This is a genomic window from Escherichia sp. E14V7 (assembly GCF_004212225.1).
Taxonomy (GTDB): domain Bacteria; phylum Pseudomonadota; class Gammaproteobacteria; order Enterobacterales; family Enterobacteriaceae; genus Escherichia.
The window spans coordinates 1-18,289 of record NZ_RHJJ01000001.1 but is presented as its reverse complement, the minus strand read 5'-3'; the positions used below and the strand labels follow the sequence as shown (position 1 = coordinate 18,289).

The window sequence follows — 18,289 nt, the reverse complement described above, 5'->3', positions numbered from 1 at the left end:
TTTTTGCCGGAGGATAGCAGCAGATCGCTGCACAATGTCCGTCAAGTCTCACATTGACACTCTGGGGCAAAATAGACCGGCGTCCCGGCCTGCTGGAATTTACCGCTATGCATACAGCTGTCGGGGCATACGCTTTACAGACGGCGGTGAAACGCCTGTCACAATCACACTAAACAAAGAGTACGGAACCCACTCATGGATATTCGTAAGATTAAAAAACTGATCGAGCTGGTTGAAGAATCAGGCATCTCTGAACTGGAAATTTCTGAAGGCGAAGAGTCAGTACGCATCAGCCGTGCAGCACCTGCCGCAAGTTTCCCGATGATGCAACAAGCTTACGCTGCACCAATGATGCAGCAGCCAGCTCAATCTAACGCAGCCGCTCCGGCGACCGTTCCTTCTATGGAAGCGCCAGCAGCAGCGGAAATCAGTGGTCACATCGTACGTTCCCCGATGGTTGGTACTTTCTACCGCACCCCAAGCCCGGACGCGAAAGCGTTCATCGAAGTGGGTCAGAAAGTGAACGTGGGCGATACCCTGTGCATCGTTGAAGCCATGAAAATGATGAACCAGATCGAAGCAGACAAATCCGGTACTGTGAAAGCAATTCTGGTCGAAAGTGGACAACCGGTAGAATTTGACGAGCCGCTGGTCGTCATCGAGTAACGAGGCGAACATGCTGGATAAAATTGTTATTGCCAACCGCGGCGAGATTGCATTGCGTATTCTTCGTGCCTGTAAAGAACTGGGCATCAAGACTGTCGCTGTGCACTCCAGCGCGGATCGCGATCTAAAACACGTATTACTGGCAGATGAAACGGTCTGTATCGGCCCTGCTCCGTCAGTAAAAAGTTATCTGAACATCCCGGCAATCATCAGCGCCGCTGAAATCACCGGCGCAGTAGCAATCCATCCGGGTTACGGCTTCCTCTCCGAGAACGCCAATTTTGCCGAGCAGGTTGAACGCTCCGGCTTTATCTTCATCGGCCCGAAAGCAGAAACCATTCGCCTGATGGGCGACAAAGTATCCGCAATCGCCGCGATGAAAAAAGCGGGCGTTCCTTGCGTACCAGGTTCTGACGGCCCGCTGGGCGATGATATGGATAAAAACCGCGCCATTGCTAAACGCATTGGTTATCCGGTAATTATCAAAGCCTCTGGCGGCGGCGGCGGTCGCGGTATGCGTGTAGTGCGCGGCGACGCTGAACTGGCACAATCCATCTCCATGACCCGTGCGGAAGCGAAAGCTGCTTTCAGCAACGATATGGTTTACATGGAGAAATACCTGGAAAATCCTCGCCACGTCGAGATTCAGGTGCTGGCTGACGGTCAGGGCAACGCTATCTATCTGGCGGAACGTGACTGCTCCATGCAGCGTCGTCATCAGAAAGTGGTCGAAGAAGCACCAGCACCGGGCATTACCCCGGAACTGCGTCGCTATATCGGCGAACGTTGCGCTAAAGCGTGTGTTGATATCGGCTATCGCGGTGCAGGTACATTCGAGTTCCTGTTCGAAAACGGCGAGTTCTATTTCATCGAAATGAACACCCGTATTCAGGTAGAACATCCGGTTACCGAAATGATCACCGGCGTTGACCTGATCAAAGAACAGCTGCGTATCGCTGCCGGTCAGCCGCTGTCTATCAAGCAAGAAGAAGTTCACGTTCGCGGTCATGCGGTAGAATGCCGTATCAACGCCGAAGATCCGAATACCTTCTTGCCAAGCCCGGGCAAAATCACCCGTTTCCACGCGCCAGGCGGTTTTGGCGTGCGTTGGGAGTCTCATATCTACGCGGGCTACACCGTGCCGCCGTACTATGACTCAATGATCGGTAAGCTGATTTGCTACGGTGAAAACCGTGACGTGGCAATTGCACGCATGAAGAATGCGTTGCAGGAGCTGATCATCGACGGTATCAAAACCAACGTTGATCTGCAGATCCGTATCATGAACGACGAGAACTTCCAGCATGGTGGAACTAACATCCACTATCTGGAGAAAAAACTCGGTCTTCAGGAAAAATAAGACAGCAAAAGCGTCAAAAGGCCGGAATTTCCGGCCTTTTTTATTTCTGGGGATCGACAACCCCCATAAGGTACAATCCCCGCTTTCTTCACCCATCAGGGACAAAAAATGGACACTCGTTTTGTTCAGGCCCATAAAGAGGCGCGCTGGGCGCTGGGGCTGACCCTTTTGTATCTGGCGGTATGGTTAGTAGCCGCTTACTTACCAGGCGTTACCCCCGGTTTTACCGGCTTTCCGCGCTGGTTTGAGATGGCCTGCATCCTGACGCCGCTGCTATTTATTGGACTGTGCTGGGCGATGGTGAAATTTATCTATCGCGATATCCCACTGGAGGATGACGATGCAGCTTGAAGTGATTCTACCGCTGGTCGCCTATCTGGTGGTGGTGTTCGGAATTTCGGTTTACGCGATGCGTAAACGGAGCACGGGCACCTTCCTCAATGAGTATTTCCTCGGCAGCCGCTCCATGGGCGGCATTGTGCTGGCGATGACGCTCACCGCGACCTATATCAGTGCCAGTTCGTTTATCGGCGGGCCAGGCGCTGCTTATAAATACGGCCTGGGTTGGGTATTGCTGGCGATGATTCAGCTTCCTGCAGTCTGGCTTTCGCTCGGTATACTCGGCAAGAAGTTCGCGATTCTTGCGCGCCGCTACAATGCGGTGACGCTGAACGATATGCTGTTTGCCCGCTACCAGAGTCGTCTTCTGGTGTGGTTGGCGAGTTTGAGTTTACTGGTTGCGTTCGTTGGTGCGATGACCGTGCAATTTATCGGCGGTGCGCGTCTGCTGGAAACCGCGGCGGGTATTCCTTATGAAACCGGGCTGCTGATTTTCGGTATCAGTATTGCGTTATATACCGCCTTTGGCGGCTTTCGCGCCAGTGTGCTGAACGACACCATGCAAGGTCTGGTGATGCTGGTTGGCACCATTGTGCTGCTGGTCGGCGTGGTACATGCCGCAGGTGGTTTAAGCAACGCGGTAGAGACGCTGCAAACCATCGATCCGCAACTGGTTACGCCACAAGGCGCTGACGATATTCTGTCACCTGCCTTTATGACATCGTTCTGGGTACTGGTGTGCTTTGGCGTTATTGGCCTGCCGCATACTGCGGTGCGCTGTATCTCTTATAAAGACAGCAAAGCAGTGCATCGGGGGATTATCATCGGGACGATTGTAGTCGCAATCCTGATGTTCGGTATGCACCTGGCCGGAGCGTTAGGTCGTGCAGTGATCCCCGATCTCACCGTACCGGATCTGGTGATCCCGACGTTGATGGTAAAAGTGCTGCCACCGTTTGCTGCCGGGATCTTCCTTGCTGCACCGATGGCTGCGATCATGTCGACAATTAACGCCCAATTGCTGCAAAGTTCCGCTACGATCATTAAAGATCTCTATCTGAATATCCGTCCGGATCAAATGCAAAACGAGACGCGTCTGAAGCGGATGTCGGCGGTAATTACGTTAGTTCTCGGTGCGTTGCTGCTGCTTGCCGCCTGGAAGCCGCCAGAAATGATCATCTGGCTGAATTTGCTGGCCTTCGGTGGGCTGGAAGCCGTTTTCCTATGGCCGCTGGTGCTGGGCCTTTATTGGGAACGCGCCAATGCCAAAGGCGCTCTAAGTGCGATGATCGTTGGCGGCGTGCTGTATGCCGTACTCGCGACGCTGAATATTCAGTACCTGGGCTTCCACCCTATCGTGCCCTCGTTACTACTAAGTTTGCTGGCTTTCCTGGTCGGAAACCGTTTCGGTACATCCGTCCCGCAAGCTACCGTTTTGACTACTGATAAATAAAGAGTTTTGCCATGCCTTGGATCCAACTGAAACTGAACACCACCGGCGCGAACGCTGAAGATCTTAGCGATGCGCTGATGGAAGCAGGTGCCGTATCTATTACTTTTCAGGATACCCACGATACGCCAGTATTTGAGCCGCTGCCGGGCGAAACGCGCCTTTGGGGCGACACCGATGTGATAGGTCTGTTCGACGCTGAAACCGATATGAACGACGTGGTGGCGATTCTGGAAAACCATCCGCTACTTGGCGCAGGCTTTGCGCATAAAATCGAACAACTGGAAGATAAAGACTGGGAGCGCGAATGGATGGACAATTTCCACCCAATGCGCTTTGGTGAACGTCTGTGGATCTGCCCAAGCTGGCGTGATGTGCCAGACGAAAACGCCGTCAACGTGATGTTAGACCCGGGCCTGGCGTTTGGTACGGGAACTCATCCAACTACCTCTCTGTGCCTGCAATGGCTCGACAGCCTCGATTTAACCGGTAAAACAGTCATCGACTTTGGCTGTGGCTCCGGCATTCTGGCAATCGCGGCACTGAAACTGGGCGCAGCAAAAGCCATTGGTATTGATATCGATCCGCAGGCCATTCAGGCCAGCCGCGACAACGCCGAACGTAATGGCGTTTCTGACCGTCTGGAACTCTACTTACCCAAAGATCAGCCTGAAGCGATGAAAGCCGACGTGGTGGTCGCTAACATCCTTGCAGGCCCGTTACGTGAACTGGCACCGTTAATCAGCGTCCTGCCGGTTTCAGGCGGTTTGCTGGGCCTTTCCGGTATTCTGGCAAGCCAGGCGGAGAGCGTTTGTGAAGCTTATGCCGACAGCTTCGTTCTGGACCCGGTCGTGGAAAAAGAAGAGTGGTGTCGCATTACTGGTCGTAAGAATTAACCGCCAGAATGCAGCATAGTGATGTAGAGAGAAGTGCGAGCAACGTCACAAAAGGCACGTAATTTTGCTGATTATTTAGGCAAATTTGCGTGCCAAAATTTTCATTCATAAAGAAAAATTGAGAACTTACTCAAATTTCTTTGAGTGCGAATTTTAATCACTTATTTCTAATGTGATGATTTTTATGATTAATTATTCCGCCGAGTTCATTTTAAATGCAATTCTTTGATCCATCTCAGAGGATTGGTCAAAGTTTGGCCTTTCATCTCGTGCAAAAAATGCGTAATATACGCCGCCTTGCAGTCACAGTATGGTCATTTCTTAACTCATGCGCATCGGACAATATCAGCTCAGAAATCGCCTGATCGCAGCGCCCATGGCTGGCATTACAGACAGACCTTTTCGGACGTTGTGCTACGAGATGGGAGCCGGATTGACAGTATCCGAGATGATGTCTTCTAACCCTCAGGTTTGGGAAAGCGATAAATCTCGTTTACGGATGGTGCACATTGATGAACCCGGTATTCGCACCGTGCAAATTGCCGGTAGCGATCCGAAAGAAATGGCAGATGCAGCACGTATTAACGTGGAAAGCGGTGCCCAGATTATTGATATCAATATGGGTTGCCCGGCTAAAAAAGTGAATCGCAAGCTTGCAGGTTCAGCCCTCTTGCAGTACCCGGATGTCGTTAAATCGATCCTTACCGAGGTCGTTAATGCAGTGGACGTTCCTGTTACCCTGAAGATTCGCACAGGCTGGGCGCCGGAACACCGTAACTGCGAAGAGATTGCCCAACTGGCTGAAGACTGTGGCATTCAGGCTCTGACCATTCATGGCCGTACACGCGCCTGTTTGTTCAATGGAGAAGCTGAATACGACAGTATTCGGGCAGTTAAGCAGAAAGTTTCCATTCCGGTTATCGCGAATGGCGACATTACTGACCCGCTTAAAGCCAGAGCTGTGCTCGACTATACAGGGGCGGATGCTCTGATGATAGGCCGCGCAGCTCAGGGAAGACCCTGGATCTTTCGGGAAATCCAGCATTATCTGGACACTGGGGAGTTGCTGCCCCCGCTGCCTTTGGCAGAGGTTAAGCGCTTGCTTTGCGCGCACGTTCGGGAACTGCATGACTTTTATGGTCCGGCAAAAGGGTACCGAATTGCACGTAAACACGTTTCCTGGTATCTCCAGGAACACGCTCCAAATGACCAGTTTCGGCGCACATTCAACGCCATTGAGGATGCCAGCGAACAGCTGGAGGCGTTGGAGGCATACTTCGAAAATTTTGCGTAAACAGAAATAAAGAGCTGACAGAACTATGTTCGAACAACGCGTAAATTCTGACGTACTGACCGTTTCTACCGTTAACTCTCAGGATCAGGTAACCCAAAAACCCCTGCGTGACTCGGTTAAACAGGCACTGAAGAACTATTTTGCTCAACTGAATGGTCAGGATGTTAATGACCTCTATGAGCTGGTACTGGCTGAAGTAGAACAGCCCCTGTTGGACATGGTGATGCAATACACCCGTGGTAACCAGACCCGTGCTGCGCTGATGATGGGCATCAACCGTGGTACGCTGCGTAAAAAATTGAAAAAGTACGGCATGAACTAATTCAGGTTAGCTAATTGCTTGATTAAAAGGCGCTACTCGGCATGGGGAAGCGCCTTTTTTATAGGTGTCGCAAAGGGAGTGACCATGAGAACAGGATGTGAACCCACCAGGTTTGGCGACAATGCAAAGACCATTATCCACGGTGATGCATTAGCTGAACTTAAAAAGATACCCGCAGAAAGTGTTGATCTAATCTTTGCTGACCCGCCTTATAACATCGGTAAAAATTTCGATGGCCTGATCGAAGCGTGGAAAGAAGATCTGTTTATTAACTGGCTATTTGAAGTGATTACAGAGTGCCACCGCGTTCTGAAAAAACAGGGCAGCATGTACATCATGAACAGCACGGAAAACATGCCCTTTATTGACCTCCAGTGCCGCCAGCTTTTTACCATCAAAAGTCGCATCGTCTGGTCGTATGACAGCTCCGGCGTTCAGGCCAAAAAATATTACGGCTCCATGTATGAACCCATCCTGATGATGGTGAAAGACGCAAAGAACTACACCTTTAACAGCGATGCTATTCTGGTAGAAGCCAAAACCGGAGCACAGCGTGCATTAATCGACTATCGCAAAAATCCCCCACAACCTTACAATCATCAAAAAGTGCCAGGTAACGTCTGGGATTTTCCACGCGTACGTTATTTGATGGATGAATATGAAAACCATCCGACGCAAAAGCCTGAAGCTTTACTGAAGCGCATTATTCTCGCCTCTTCTAACCCTGGCGATGTCGTTCTCGATCCGTTTGCTGGTAGCTTCACCACCGGTGCCGTCGCCGTCGCGACCGGGCGAAAATTCATTGGTATTGAGATTAACAGCGAGTACATCAAGATGGGGCTACGCCGGCTGGATGTCGCGTCACATTACTCCATGGAAGAGCTGGCGAAAGTGAAAAAAAGAAAGACCGGCAACCTGTCAAAACGAAGCCGGATCAGCGAAGTTGACCCCGATCTCATTGCAAAGTAAAGGAAGTGTAAGCCTGGTTTTCAGATTATTCATTTCGTGTATATTTCCTGCCAGACTTGGTTAAACATGCACAGGCTCAGGTAATGATTCGCAAGTATTGGTGGCTCGTCGTTTTCGCTGTCTCCGTTTTTCTGTTTGATACCTTACTGATGCAGTGGATCGAACTACTGGCAACAGAAACAGACAAATGTCGCAATATGAACTCGGTTAATCCGCTAAAACTGGTTAACTGTGACGAACTGGATTTTCACAATAGAATGTAACTTTATACGATACCTAATTCATTTGTTTTATGAATTAATTTCGTTATGTTTTCATCTGGCATAAACATTCTTAATACATTATCGACTAATGCGGGTGCTTGTTTATAAAGATCGTAACCCGCTATATTCATTAACCAGTTTTGAACAATACCGCTGAAGGCACCATCAATAATAATCATTACGACGTCTAAGTCGAGGCTTTTAGCTATATCCCCCTGTTGCTGACATGCTTGTAATACTTCACGCAGAATCTGTGGATTAAAGCCCATCTTTTCACGTATTACTGCCTCGGCCAGCATTTCATCACTAAATTCACACTTGTGATATAAGATTTGCAGTAACGCCTGCTGGCGGGGAATTTCGGCAATATATTGCAAGCCAACAATCAGTTTTTCACGCAATTGCAGGAAAGGATCATGTTCTAACCCTTCCGTTAAACGTTCCTGGATTAACTCACGCAATGAAGGCTGTTGCAGCCACATCTCGTTTAACAGTTGAGCCTTGTTTTCGAAGTGCCAGTAGATTGCGCCACGCGTGACGTTGGCGGCGTCGGCGATGTCATTGAGCGTCGTCTTGCTTACGCCATACTGCGCAAACTGGGCGATGGCGGTTTCAATCAGTTCTTGCCTGGTCTTCAGGGCTTCAGCTTTGGTTCTTTTTGCCATGATTAATCATTCAAGGAATAAATATATTCAATATAAGGGAAACAGCGAGAAGTAATGTATCACCTAATGTTTATTTATACGAGAAGCTAAATCCCATCTGCTACCAATCGTCAAATAAGTCAAATCTATTGTTTACCGATAATATATTTACTTAATAAATGTATATTTCACTTTGCGTTAAAATGCTTCCATTCTTTTCAACTCACATCAAATGAGAACATTAGAATATTAATCTCTTTTTGTGTTTACGTGCCTTGAATAGCGACTATTCATAACTATTCCTTACATCGCCGGACGATAATTTGTAGGATAGCGAACTGTATTTTTATTTCTGCGAGTTAACGCGTTGCCTTTTTCTGGCTAATAACGCGCTTTTGGTTTTTTGAGGAATAGTAATGACGAAACATGCCAGGTTTTTCCTCCTGCCCTCCTTTATCATGATCTCCGCAGCGTTAATTGCGGGTTGTAACGATAAGGGAGAAGAGAAAGCTCACGTCGGTGAACCGCAGGTTACCGTTCATATTGTGAATACAGCCCCGTTAGAAGTTAAAACTGAATTACCAGGCCGTACTAATGCTTTCCGTATTGCCGAGGTTCGCCCGCAGGTTAGCGGGATAGTGCTGAATCGTAATTTCACTGAAGGCAGCGATGTGCAAGCTGGCCAGTCCCTGTACCAGATCGATCCAGCCACTTATCAGGCAAGTTATGACAGCGCGAAAGGCGAACTGGCGAAAAGCGAAGCTGCCGCGTCCATCGCGCATTTGACGGTAAAACGTTATGTTCCGCTTGTGGGTACGAAATACATCAGCCAGCAGGAGTACGATCAGGCGATTGCTGATGCTCGTCAGGCCGATGCTACCGTCATAGCCGCAAAAGCCACGGTCGAAAGCGCCCGCATCAATCTCGCTTATACCAAAGTGACTGCGCCAATTAGCGGGCGTATCGGCAAATCTTCGGTAACCGAAGGTGCTCTCGTCACTAACGGGCAAACGACCGAACTGGCGACTGTCCAGCAACTCGATCCTATCTATGTCGATGTGACCCAATCCAGCAACGACTTCATGAGACTGAAGCAATCCGTAGAGCAAGGGAATTTGCATAAGGAAAACGCCACCAGCAACGTAGAGTTGGTCATGGAAAACGGTCAAACCTATCCCCTGAAAGGCACGCTGCAATTCTCTGATGTGACCGTTGATGAAAGCACCGGTTCCATTACCCTGCGCGCAGTTTTCCCTAACCCGCAACACACGCTTCTGCCAGGTATGTTTGTGCGCGCACGGATCGATGAAGGTGTACAACCTGACGCCATTCTTATCCCGCAACAGGGAGTTAGCCGTACACCGCGTGGTGACGCTACCGTCCTGATTGTTAATGATAAAAGCCAGGTTGAGGCGCGTCCTGTTGTCGCCAGCCAGGCCATTGGCGATAAATGGCTGATTAGCGAAGGACTAAAAGCGGGTGATCAGGTCATTGTCAGCGGCCTGCAAAAAGCACGCCCGGGAGAGCAGGTTAAGGCCACTACCGATACCCCCGCAGATACTGCGTCGAAGTAAGGCAATCTGATATGGCAAACTTTTTTATTCGACGACCAATATTTGCATGGGTGCTGGCCATTATTCTGATGATGGCGGGCGTACTGGCGATCCTACAATTGCCCGTAGCCCAGTATCCAACCATTGCCCCGCCTGCGGTTTCTGTGTCGGCAAACTATCCGGGCGCTGATGCGCAAACCGTGCAGGATACGGTGACACAGGTTATCGAACAGAATATGAACGGCATCGATAATCTGATGTATATGTCCTCCACCAGCGATTCTGCCGGTAGCGTGACAATTACTCTCACCTTCCAGTCCGGGACCGATCCAGACATCGCGCAAGTGCAGGTACAAAACAAACTTCAACTCGCCACACCGTTGCTGCCGCAGGAAGTCCAGCAACAGGGGATAAGTGTCGAGAAATCAAGTAGCAGCTTTTTGATGGTGGCTGGTTTTGTTTCTGATAACCCAAGTACCACGCAAGACGATATTTCCGACTACATCGCCTCTAACGTCAAAGATACCATTAGCCGTCTGAACGGCGTTGGCGACGTGCAACTGTTCGGTGCTCAGTACGCTATGCGTATCTGGCTCGATGCCGATCTGCTGAACAAATATAAACTCACATCGGTTGATGTCATTAACCAGTTGAAAGTACAGAACGACCAGATTGCGGCCGGTCAGTTAGGCGGCACGCCGGCATTACCAGGACAGCAGTTAAACGCGTCGATTATTGCCCAGACACGGTTAAAAGATCCGGAAGAGTTCGGCAAAGTCACCCTGCGCGTGAACAGCGACGGTTCGGTAGTGCGGCTGAAAGATGTCGCACGGATTGAACTCGGTGGTGAAAACTATAACGTTATCGCCCGTATCAACGGCAAACCCGCGGCTGGCCTCGGCATTAAACTGGCAACGGGAGCTAACGCACTTGATACCGCAAAAGCTATCAAGGCCAAACTGGCAGAATTACAGCCGTTCTTCCCACAGGGAATGAAGGTTCTTTACCCTTATGACACCACGCCTTTCGTCCAGCTTTCTATCCAGGAAGTGGTGAAAACGCTGTTCGAAGCCATTATCCTGGTATTCCTGGTGATGTATCTGTTCTTGCAGAACATGCGGGCAACATTGATACCCACCATTGCTGTACCTGTCGTGTTGTTAGGGACATTTGCCATACTCGCCGCTTTTGGTTACTCCATCAACACGCTAACGATGTTCGGGATGGTACTTGCCATCGGACTTCTTGTTGATGATGCGATAGTCGTTGTGGAGAACGTCGAGCGCGTAATGATGGAGGATAAACTCCCCCCCAGAGAAGCGACGGAAAAATCGATGTCGCAAATCCAGGGCGCGCTGGTAGGTATCGCGATGGTACTGTCGGCGGTATTTATTCCGATGGCATTCTTCGGTGGCTCAACAGGGGCAATTTATCGACAGTTCTCTATCACTATTGTTTCAGCAATGGCGCTTTCAGTACTAGTTGCGCTGATTCTCACCCCCGCGTTATGTGCAACATTGCTGAAACCAGTCTCTGCCGAGCATCACGAAAATAAGGGGGGGTTCTTCGGCTGGTTTAACACCACTTTCGATCATAGTGTTAATCACTACACCAATAGCGTTGGCAAAATCCTCGGTTCCACAGGGCGATATTTACTGATCTATGCGCTGATTGTCGCCGGAATGGTAGTGCTGTTTTTACGCCTCCCTTCTTCTTTCTTGCCGGAAGAAGATCAGGGTGTCTTCCTGACCATGATCCAATTGCCTGCTGGCGCGACGCAAGAGCGGACACAAAAAGTACTGGATGAAGTGACGGATTACTATCTGAAGAACGAGAAGGCGAACGTTGAAAGTGTCTTTACAGTCAATGGATTTAGCTTCAGCGGTCAGGCGCAAAACGCCGGGATGGCCTTTGTCAGCCTTAAACCGTGGGAAGAGCGCAGTGGCGAAGAAAATAGCGCGGAAGCGGTAATCCAACGTGCCAAAATGGAACTGAGTAAAATCCGCGACGGTTTTGTCATTCCATTCAATATGCCAGCCATTGTTGAACTGGGTACGGCAACAGGTTTCGACTTTGAGTTAATCGATCAGGCGGGTCTTGGTCACGATGCCTTAACCCATGCCCGCAACCAGTTGCTTGGCATGGCGGCGCAACATCCTGAAAGCTTAGTCAGTGTGCGCCCCAATGGACTGGAAGATACTGCGCAGTTCAAACTTGAAGTTGACCAGGAAAAAGCACAGGCATTAGGCGTTTCGCTTTCTGACATTAATCAGACCATTTCTACGGCGTTAGGCGGGACGTATGTCAACGACTTCATCGACCGTGGCCGCGTGAAAAAAGTATATGTTCAGGCGGATGCCAAATTCCGTATGCTGCCAGAAGATGTCGATAAACTTTATGTCCGCAGCGCTAACGGCGAAATGGTGCCATTCTCCACCTTTACCACTTCACATTGGGTATATGGTTCTCCGCGTCTGGAACGCTACAACGGTCTACCCTCCATGGAGATTCAGGGGGAAGCTGCGCCAGGCACCAGTTCCGGCGATGCGATGTCTCTAATGGAAAGCCTCGCCTCACAACTACCTAACGGAATCGGTTATGACTGGACGGGGATGTCGTATCAGGAACGCTTGTCAGGTAACCAGGCCCCTGCTCTGGTAGCCATTTCATTCGTGGTCGTTTTCCTGTGCCTTGCGGCGCTCTATGAAAGCTGGTCAATTCCTGTCTCGGTTATGTTGGTCGTGCCGTTAGGGATTGTCGGCGTGCTGCTGGCGGCGACACTCTTTAATCAGAAAAATGACGTTTATTTTATGGTGGGCTTGTTAACGACAATTGGCTTATCGGCTAAAAACGCTATTTTGATTGTTGAGTTCGCCAAAGACCTTATGGAGAAAGAGGGGAAAGGTGTCATTGAAGCAACGCTGATGGCTGTACGTATGCGTCTTCGTCCTATTCTGATGACATCACTCGCCTTTATTCTCGGCGTATTGCCGCTGGCTATCAGTAATGGTGCGGGAAGCGGCGCGCAGAACGCGGTAGGGATTGGAGTCATGGGTGGCATGATTTCCGCAACATTGCTGGCAATCTTCTTTGTCCCCGTGTTCTTTGTGGTGATCCGCCGTTGCTTTAAAGGGTAAATTTAAGACACAAAGGCGTCTTCGGACGCCTTTTTAATTTGCGGTTAAAACTATAAAAATTAATGAGTTAATGATTCATTAGCTTTTAAATTGAGTGCATTCATTCTTTCTCCCTTCATTATTTTTACAATTCACATAATTTGTCATTATTCATCTCACAAGAATTATAACTCCCGGTGATAAAATGGAATTCAGCACGTTAATAAGAAAGTTAGCTTATTAAGCGGTAGCGTTATTACTGAGGTAACACCATGAAAAGATTAATTCCTGTCGCATTGCTCACCGCATTGCTGGCGGGCTGCGCTCACGATTCACCCTGCGTTCCGGTTTATGACGATCAGGGCCGTCTGGTTCACACGAATACCTGTATGAAAGGTACGACTCAGGATAACTGGGAAACGGCTGGGGCTATTGCTGGCGGGGCAGCGGCTGTTGCTGGCCTGACGATGGGGATCATCGCTCTGTCGAAATAACTGAACAGGGCGCGGAGTTCCGCGCTCTGTTTAACGGTACAGAATCTCACCGTAAGATAAAATACAACTATATTCTGCTAGCTTATTCCCTTTTAATTTAGCATTTTATTTCGAACTATCGAAATAACACATCCATTAGTTTTTACCCTCATTTAAAACACATGCTCACGCTAACAATCATTATCCTGCTTAGTAAAATGCGAATAAATATTTTGCGCTAAAATGTGGCGTATGTTTCATTTTCGCACCATTGCGAGGCGATGTTTTTATTATTTCCTGTCTACACTCAGCTTATTGCGACGTGGAATCGTGCGCAAAAGCTGGCACTACTTTTGCTTATAAAAGGATGGCCACAGACAGGTAAAAGACGTTTCCCAAACGTCCTATAACGATAATTTTCGCCTCACAGGAAGCATTATGAAAAAGATGATGATAGCCACACTGGCTGCCGCCAGCGTGCTGCTTGCCGTTGCAAATCAGGCGCATGCTGGCGCGACACTTGATGCCGTAAAGAATAAAGGGTTTGTGCAATGTGGGATCAGTGACGGATTACCTGGGTTCTCTTATGCCGATGCAGACGGTAAGTTTTCAGGTATTGATGTAGATGTTTGTCGTGGTATTGCCGCTGCTGTATTTGGTGACGACACGAAAGTGAAATATACCCCACTCACAGCAAAAGAACGCTTCACCGCTTTACAGTCAGGAGAAGTGGATTTGCTTTCCCGTAATACGACCTGGACTTCATCCCGCGACGCAGGAATGGGAATGGCATTTACTGGCGTCACTTATTACGACGGCATTGGCTTCCTGACGCACGATAAAGCGGGATTAAAAAGCGCGAAAGAACTGGATGGCGCAACAGTCTGTATTCAGGCGGGGACTGATACCGAACTCAACGTCGCCGATTACTTCAAGGCAAACAATATGAAGTACACGCCAGTAACCTTCGATCGCTCAGACGAATCAGCGAAGGCTCTGGAATCTGGCCGCTGCGATACGCTGGCCTCGGATCAGTCGCAACTGTATGCCCTGCGGATCAAATTAAGTAATCCTGCCGAATGGATTGTCCTGCCAGAAGTTATCTCTAAAGAACCGCTTGGTCCGGTAGTCCGTCGTGGCGATGATGAATGGTTCTCTATTGTGCGCTGGACGCTTTTCGCCATGCTGAATGCTGAAGAGATGGGCGTTAACTCGCAAAACGTTGATGAAAAAGCGGCTAATCCAGCTACGCCTGATATGGCGCATCTGCTGGGTAAAGAGGGCGATTACGGCAAGGATCTGAAGCTGGATAATAAATGGGCTTACAACATCATCAAACAGGTGGGTAACTACTCGGAAATTTTTGAGCGTAATGTAGGTTCAGAAAGCCCGCTGAAAATTAAACGTGGGCAAAATAATCTCTGGAATAACGGCGGTATTCAGTACGCGCCGCCCGTGCGTTAAGTCGGTGTGAGGTAACGGGCGTCGCTACGGCGGCGCTCTCTTCAGCGTTATGGTTTCCGAGGTTTATATGCCCCATCGCCGCTCAACCGTTAAAGGCTCACTCTCCTTTACCAACCCTACGGTTCGCGCCTGGTTATTCCAGATCCTCGCCGTTGTTGCCGTCGTCGGCATTGTTGGTTGGTTATTTCACAACACCGTGACGAATCTAAACAATCGCGGCATTACATCAGGATTTGCCTTTCTGGATCGCGGCGCAGGCTTCGGGATCGTCCAGCATTTGATCGATTACCAGCAGGGCGATACCTACGGACACGTTTTTATTGTCGGCTTACTCAATACGCTACTGGTTTCAGCATTGTGTATCGTATTCGCATCTGTCCTGGGCTTCTTTATCGGTCTGGCGAGACTTTCGGACAACTGGCTGCTACGAAAGCTTTCCACAATTTATATTGAGATCTTCCGTAATATTCCCCCGCTGCTGCAAATCTTCTTCTGGTACTTTGCCGTGTTGCGCAATTTGCCCGGACCACGCCAGGCAGTGAGCGCGTTTGATCTCGCCTTTTTGAGCAATCGTGGGCTCTATATTCCGTCGCCGCAGCTGGGAGATGGATTTATTGCGTTTATCCTGACTGTTGTTATTGCTATAGCCATTTCTGTTGGACTATTCCGTTTTAATAAAACGCACCAGATAAAGACCGGACAACTGCGCCGTACCTGGCCTTGCGCCGTTGTGTTGATCATTGGTTTACCTTTACTGGCGCAATGGCTTTTTGGCGCAGCACTACACTGGGATGTCCCAGCCCTTCGAGGCTTTAATTTCCGCGGCGGGATGGTTTTAATTCCTGAACTGGCAGCCTTAACGCTAGCACTTTCGGTTTATACCTCTGCATTTATCGCCGAGATTATCCGCGCCGGGATCCAGGCAGTGCCTTATGGTCAACATGAAGCGGCTCGATCACTGGGATTACCCAACCCGGTTACGCTACGCCAGGTCATTATTCCCCAGGCATTGCGGGTGATTATTCCACCGTTAACCAGCCAGTATCTCAACATCGTCAAGAACTCCTCTCTTGCCGCCGCTATTGGCTATCCCGATATGGTTTCGCTGTTTGCTGGCACCGTGCTGAACCAAACGGGGCAAGCCATCGAGACGATAGCCATGACGATGTCGGTCTATCTGATTATCAGCCTGACTATCTCGCTGCTGATGAATATCTATAACCGCCGTATCGCGATCGTTGAACGCTAAGGAGTCATGATGACAAAAGTATTGCTGTCTCATCCCCCGCGCCCGGCGAGCCATAACTCAAGCCGCGCTATGGTGTGGGTGCGAAAAAATCTGTTCTCCAGCTGGAGCAATAGCCTGCTGACTATTGGCTGCATATGGTTGATGTGGGAACTGATCCCACCGTTGCTGAACTGGGCATTTTTGCAGGCTAACTGGGTTGGCTCAACGCGTGCCGACTGCACAAAAGCCGGTGCCTGTTGGGTCTTCATCCACGAACGATTTGGTCAGTTTATGTATGGGCTTTACCCACACGACCAACGCTGGCGAATTAACCTGGCATTACTGATTGGCCTTGTGTCTATCGCACCAATGTTCTGGAAAATACTCCCGCATCGCGGTCGCTATATTGCGGTCTGGGCGGTTATCTACCCACTGATTGTCTGGTGGCTGATGTATGGCGGTTTTTTTGGTCTTGAGCGGGTTGAAACCCGGCAATGGGGCGGGCTGACGCTAACTTTAATTATTGCATCAGTTGGGATTGCGGGGGCGCTACCGTGGGGGATCTTACTGGCGTTAGGTCGCCGCTCCCATATGCCGATTGTGCGTATCTTATCGGTCGTTTTTATCGAGTTCTGGCGCGGCGTACCGCTGATTACCGTACTGTTTATGTCTTCGGTCATGCTGCCGCTCTTTATGGCGGAAGGCACCAGCATCGACAAACTGATTCGTGCGTTGGTCGGCGTGATCCTGTTTCAGTCAGCATACGTTGCGGAAGTCGTGCGAGGCGGATTACAGGCGCTGCCCAAAGGGCAATACGAAGCGGCAGAGTCGCTGGCGTTGGGTTACTGGAAAACTCAAGGGCTGGTTATTCTGCCCCAGGCACTGAAGCTGGTGATTCCAGGACTGGTAAATACCATCATCGCGCTATTCAAAGACACAAGTCTGGTGATCATCATCGGGTTGTTCGATCTTTTCAGTAGCGTTCAGCAGGCAACCGTTGACCCCGCCTGGCTGGGTATGTCCACAGAAGGGTATGTTTTCGCCGCACTGATCTACTGGATCTTCTGTTTCAGCATGTCGCGCTATAGCCAACATCTGGAAAAACGTTTTAACACCGGGCGTATACAGCATTGAGGACACTATGAGCCAAATTTTACTGCAACCTGCTAACGCGATGATTACGCTGGAAAATGTCAATAAATGGTATGGGCAATTCCATGTCTTAAAAGATATAAATCTGACTGTGCAAACCGGTGAACGGATCGTTCTGTGTGGCCCTTCAGGTTCCGGTAAATCGACAACCATTCGTTGTATTAATCATCTGGAAGAACATCAACAGGGACGGATCGTGGTAGATGGCATCGAACTTAATGAAGATATCCGCAATATTGAGCGCGTCAGGCAGGAAGTGGGAATGGTCTTTCAGCATTTCAATCTCTTCCCTCATCTGACCGTTCTACAGAACTGTACCCTGGCACCGATTTGGGTACGCAAGATGCCAAAGAAAGAGGCTGAAGCTCTGGCGATGCATTACCTTGAGCGGGTGAGAATTGCCGAACATGCCCAGAAGTTTCCCGGACAGATTTCTGGTGGTCAGCAGCAACGCGTTGCCATAGCACGTTCACTTTGTATGAAACCAAAGATCATGCTGTTTGATGAACCTACGTCAGCGCTCGATCCGGAGATGGTGAAAGAAGTGCTGGATACGATGATTGGGCTGGCGCAGTCGGGTATGACAATGTTGTGTGTAACACATGAAATGGGATTTGCGCGAACTGTCGCTGATCGAGTGATTTTTATGGATCGCGGAGAAATCGTGGAGCAAGCTGCACCGGATGAATTTTTTGCGCATCCTAAATCGGAGCGTACGAGGGCATTTTTATCGCAGGTTATCCATTAATTGAATGTTAGTTCGAAAAGCAAAAAGGCCCAGTCTTCCGACTGAGCCTTTTGTTTTATTTGATGTCTGGCAGTTCCCTACTCTCGCATGGGGAGACCCCACACTACCATCGGCGCTACGGCGTTTCACTTCTGAGTTCGGCATGGGGTCAGGTGGGACCACCGCGCTACTGCCGCCAGACAAATTCTTTTCTAATCTGCCGAACTTTAACCTAAAAAGTGGTGCTGATACCCAGAGTCGAACTGGGGACCTCACCCTTACCAAGGGTGCGCTCTACCAACTGAGCCATATCAGCACGCTAAATTTGATGCCTGGCAGTTCCCTACTCTCGCATGGGGAAACCCCACACTAC

At 49.6% G+C, this 18,289-nt stretch carries 17 protein-coding genes, 1 tRNA gene and 1 rRNA gene; 16 read left to right on the top strand and 3 right to left on the bottom strand.

All coding sequences use genetic code 11. From position 1 onward, the window contains the following. The first annotated feature begins 195 nt into the window (after positions 1 to 195). From accB to D9741_RS00055, 9 genes are all read left to right on the top strand, one after another. Positions 196 to 666: an acetyl-CoA carboxylase biotin carboxyl carrier protein gene (accB, locus tag D9741_RS00095; protein WP_000354618.1), complete on the top strand. Its 471-nt coding sequence runs from the start codon at positions 196 to 198 to the stop codon at positions 664 to 666. A gap of 10 nt (positions 667 to 676) precedes the next feature. Then, entirely contained in the window at positions 677 to 2,026 is a 1,350-nt protein-coding gene (accC, locus tag D9741_RS00090; protein ID WP_000884639.1) for an acetyl-CoA carboxylase biotin carboxylase subunit, read from the top strand. A 108-nt stretch (positions 2,027 to 2,134) separates the two neighbouring features. Next, positions 2,135 to 2,377 carry a YhdT family protein gene (locus D9741_RS00085; protein ID WP_000381171.1) on the top strand — a complete coding sequence of 81 codons (243 nt, stop codon included), beginning with the start codon at positions 2,135 to 2,137 and terminating at the stop codon, positions 2,375 to 2,377. Continuing rightward, complete coding sequence (panF, locus tag D9741_RS00080) at positions 2,367 to 3,818, top strand: sodium/pantothenate symporter (RefSeq protein WP_130219148.1); 1,452 nt, start codon at positions 2,367 to 2,369, stop codon at positions 3,816 to 3,818. Before D9741_RS00085 ends, panF begins: the two co-directional genes overlap by 11 nt. Before the next feature lie 11 nt (positions 3,819 to 3,829). Then, the gene (gene prmA, locus D9741_RS00075) at positions 3,830 to 4,711 is read left to right on the top strand and encodes a 50S ribosomal protein L11 methyltransferase (RefSeq protein ID WP_130219146.1); all 882 of its coding nucleotides are present in this window, start codon (positions 3,830 to 3,832) and stop codon (positions 4,709 to 4,711) included. Between the two features lie 328 nt (positions 4,712 to 5,039). After that, positions 5,040 to 6,005, top strand: coding sequence for a tRNA dihydrouridine synthase DusB (dusB, locus tag D9741_RS00070; protein ID WP_001219652.1), 966 nt, complete (start codon positions 5,040 to 5,042; stop codon positions 6,003 to 6,005). Positions 6,006 to 6,030: 25 nt separating this feature from the next. Continuing rightward, positions 6,031 to 6,327 (top strand): DNA-binding transcriptional regulator Fis, encoded by a 297-nt coding sequence (gene fis, locus D9741_RS00065; RefSeq protein WP_000462905.1) that lies wholly within the window; start codon positions 6,031 to 6,033, stop codon positions 6,325 to 6,327. Positions 6,328 to 6,411: 84 nt separating this feature from the next. Further along, positions 6,412 to 7,296 (top strand): adenine-specific DNA-methyltransferase, encoded by an 885-nt coding sequence (gene yhdJ, locus D9741_RS00060; protein ID WP_130219144.1) that lies wholly within the window; start codon positions 6,412 to 6,414, stop codon positions 7,294 to 7,296. Positions 7,297 to 7,379: 83 nt separating this feature from the next. Further along, positions 7,380 to 7,559 carry a DUF2556 family protein gene (locus D9741_RS00055; RefSeq protein ID WP_010345321.1) on the top strand — a complete coding sequence of 60 codons (180 nt, stop codon included), beginning with the start codon at positions 7,380 to 7,382 and terminating at the stop codon, positions 7,557 to 7,559. Between the two features lie 2 nt (positions 7,560 to 7,561). Here D9741_RS00055 and envR read toward each other — a convergent pair whose 3' ends face one another. Then, the gene (envR, locus tag D9741_RS00050; RefSeq protein ID WP_130219142.1) at positions 7,562 to 8,224 is read right to left on the bottom strand and encodes an acrEF/envCD operon transcriptional regulator; all 663 of its coding nucleotides are present in this window, start codon (positions 8,222 to 8,224) and stop codon (positions 7,562 to 7,564) included. 395 nt (positions 8,225 to 8,619) lie between these two features. On the opposite strand from envR, the gene acrE reads away from it, so the two are divergent. From acrE to D9741_RS00015, 7 genes are all read left to right on the top strand, one after another. Then, positions 8,620 to 9,777: a multidrug efflux RND transporter periplasmic adaptor subunit AcrE gene (acrE, locus tag D9741_RS00045; protein WP_130219140.1), complete on the top strand. Its 1,158-nt coding sequence runs from the start codon at positions 8,620 to 8,622 to the stop codon at positions 9,775 to 9,777. An 11-nt stretch (positions 9,778 to 9,788) separates the two neighbouring features. Continuing rightward, complete coding sequence (acrF, locus tag D9741_RS00040; protein ID WP_130204496.1) at positions 9,789 to 12,893, top strand: multidrug efflux RND transporter permease subunit AcrF; 3,105 nt, start codon at positions 9,789 to 9,791, stop codon at positions 12,891 to 12,893. A gap of 251 nt (positions 12,894 to 13,144) precedes the next feature. Continuing rightward, positions 13,145 to 13,366, top strand: a complete 222-nt coding sequence (locus D9741_RS00035) for a membrane protein (protein ID WP_000825639.1) — start codon at positions 13,145 to 13,147, stop codon at positions 13,364 to 13,366. 417 nt (positions 13,367 to 13,783) lie between these two features. Further along, on the top strand, positions 13,784 to 14,809 hold the full coding sequence (locus tag D9741_RS00030) for an amino acid ABC transporter substrate-binding protein (RefSeq protein ID WP_130219138.1): 1,026 nt from the start codon (positions 13,784 to 13,786) through the stop codon (positions 14,807 to 14,809). Between the two features lie 67 nt (positions 14,810 to 14,876). Beyond that, positions 14,877 to 16,058 (top strand): amino acid ABC transporter permease, encoded by a 1,182-nt coding sequence (locus D9741_RS00025; protein ID WP_130219136.1) that lies wholly within the window; start codon positions 14,877 to 14,879, stop codon positions 16,056 to 16,058. 9 nt (positions 16,059 to 16,067) lie between these two features. Then, complete coding sequence (locus D9741_RS00020) at positions 16,068 to 17,171, top strand: amino acid ABC transporter permease (protein ID WP_130219251.1); 1,104 nt, start codon at positions 16,068 to 16,070, stop codon at positions 17,169 to 17,171. A 7-nt stretch (positions 17,172 to 17,178) separates the two neighbouring features. After that, positions 17,179 to 17,937, top strand: coding sequence for an amino acid ABC transporter ATP-binding protein (locus D9741_RS00015; RefSeq protein ID WP_130219134.1), 759 nt, complete (start codon positions 17,179 to 17,181; stop codon positions 17,935 to 17,937). A gap of 64 nt (positions 17,938 to 18,001) precedes the next feature. Here D9741_RS00015 and rrf read toward each other — a convergent pair. Further along, a 5S ribosomal RNA gene (rrf, locus tag D9741_RS00010) occupies positions 18,002 to 18,117 on the bottom strand. Positions 18,118 to 18,156: 39 nt separating this feature from the next. Then, a tRNA-Thr gene (locus D9741_RS00005) sits at positions 18,157 to 18,232 on the bottom strand. Between the last annotated feature and the right edge of the window lie 57 nt (positions 18,233 to 18,289).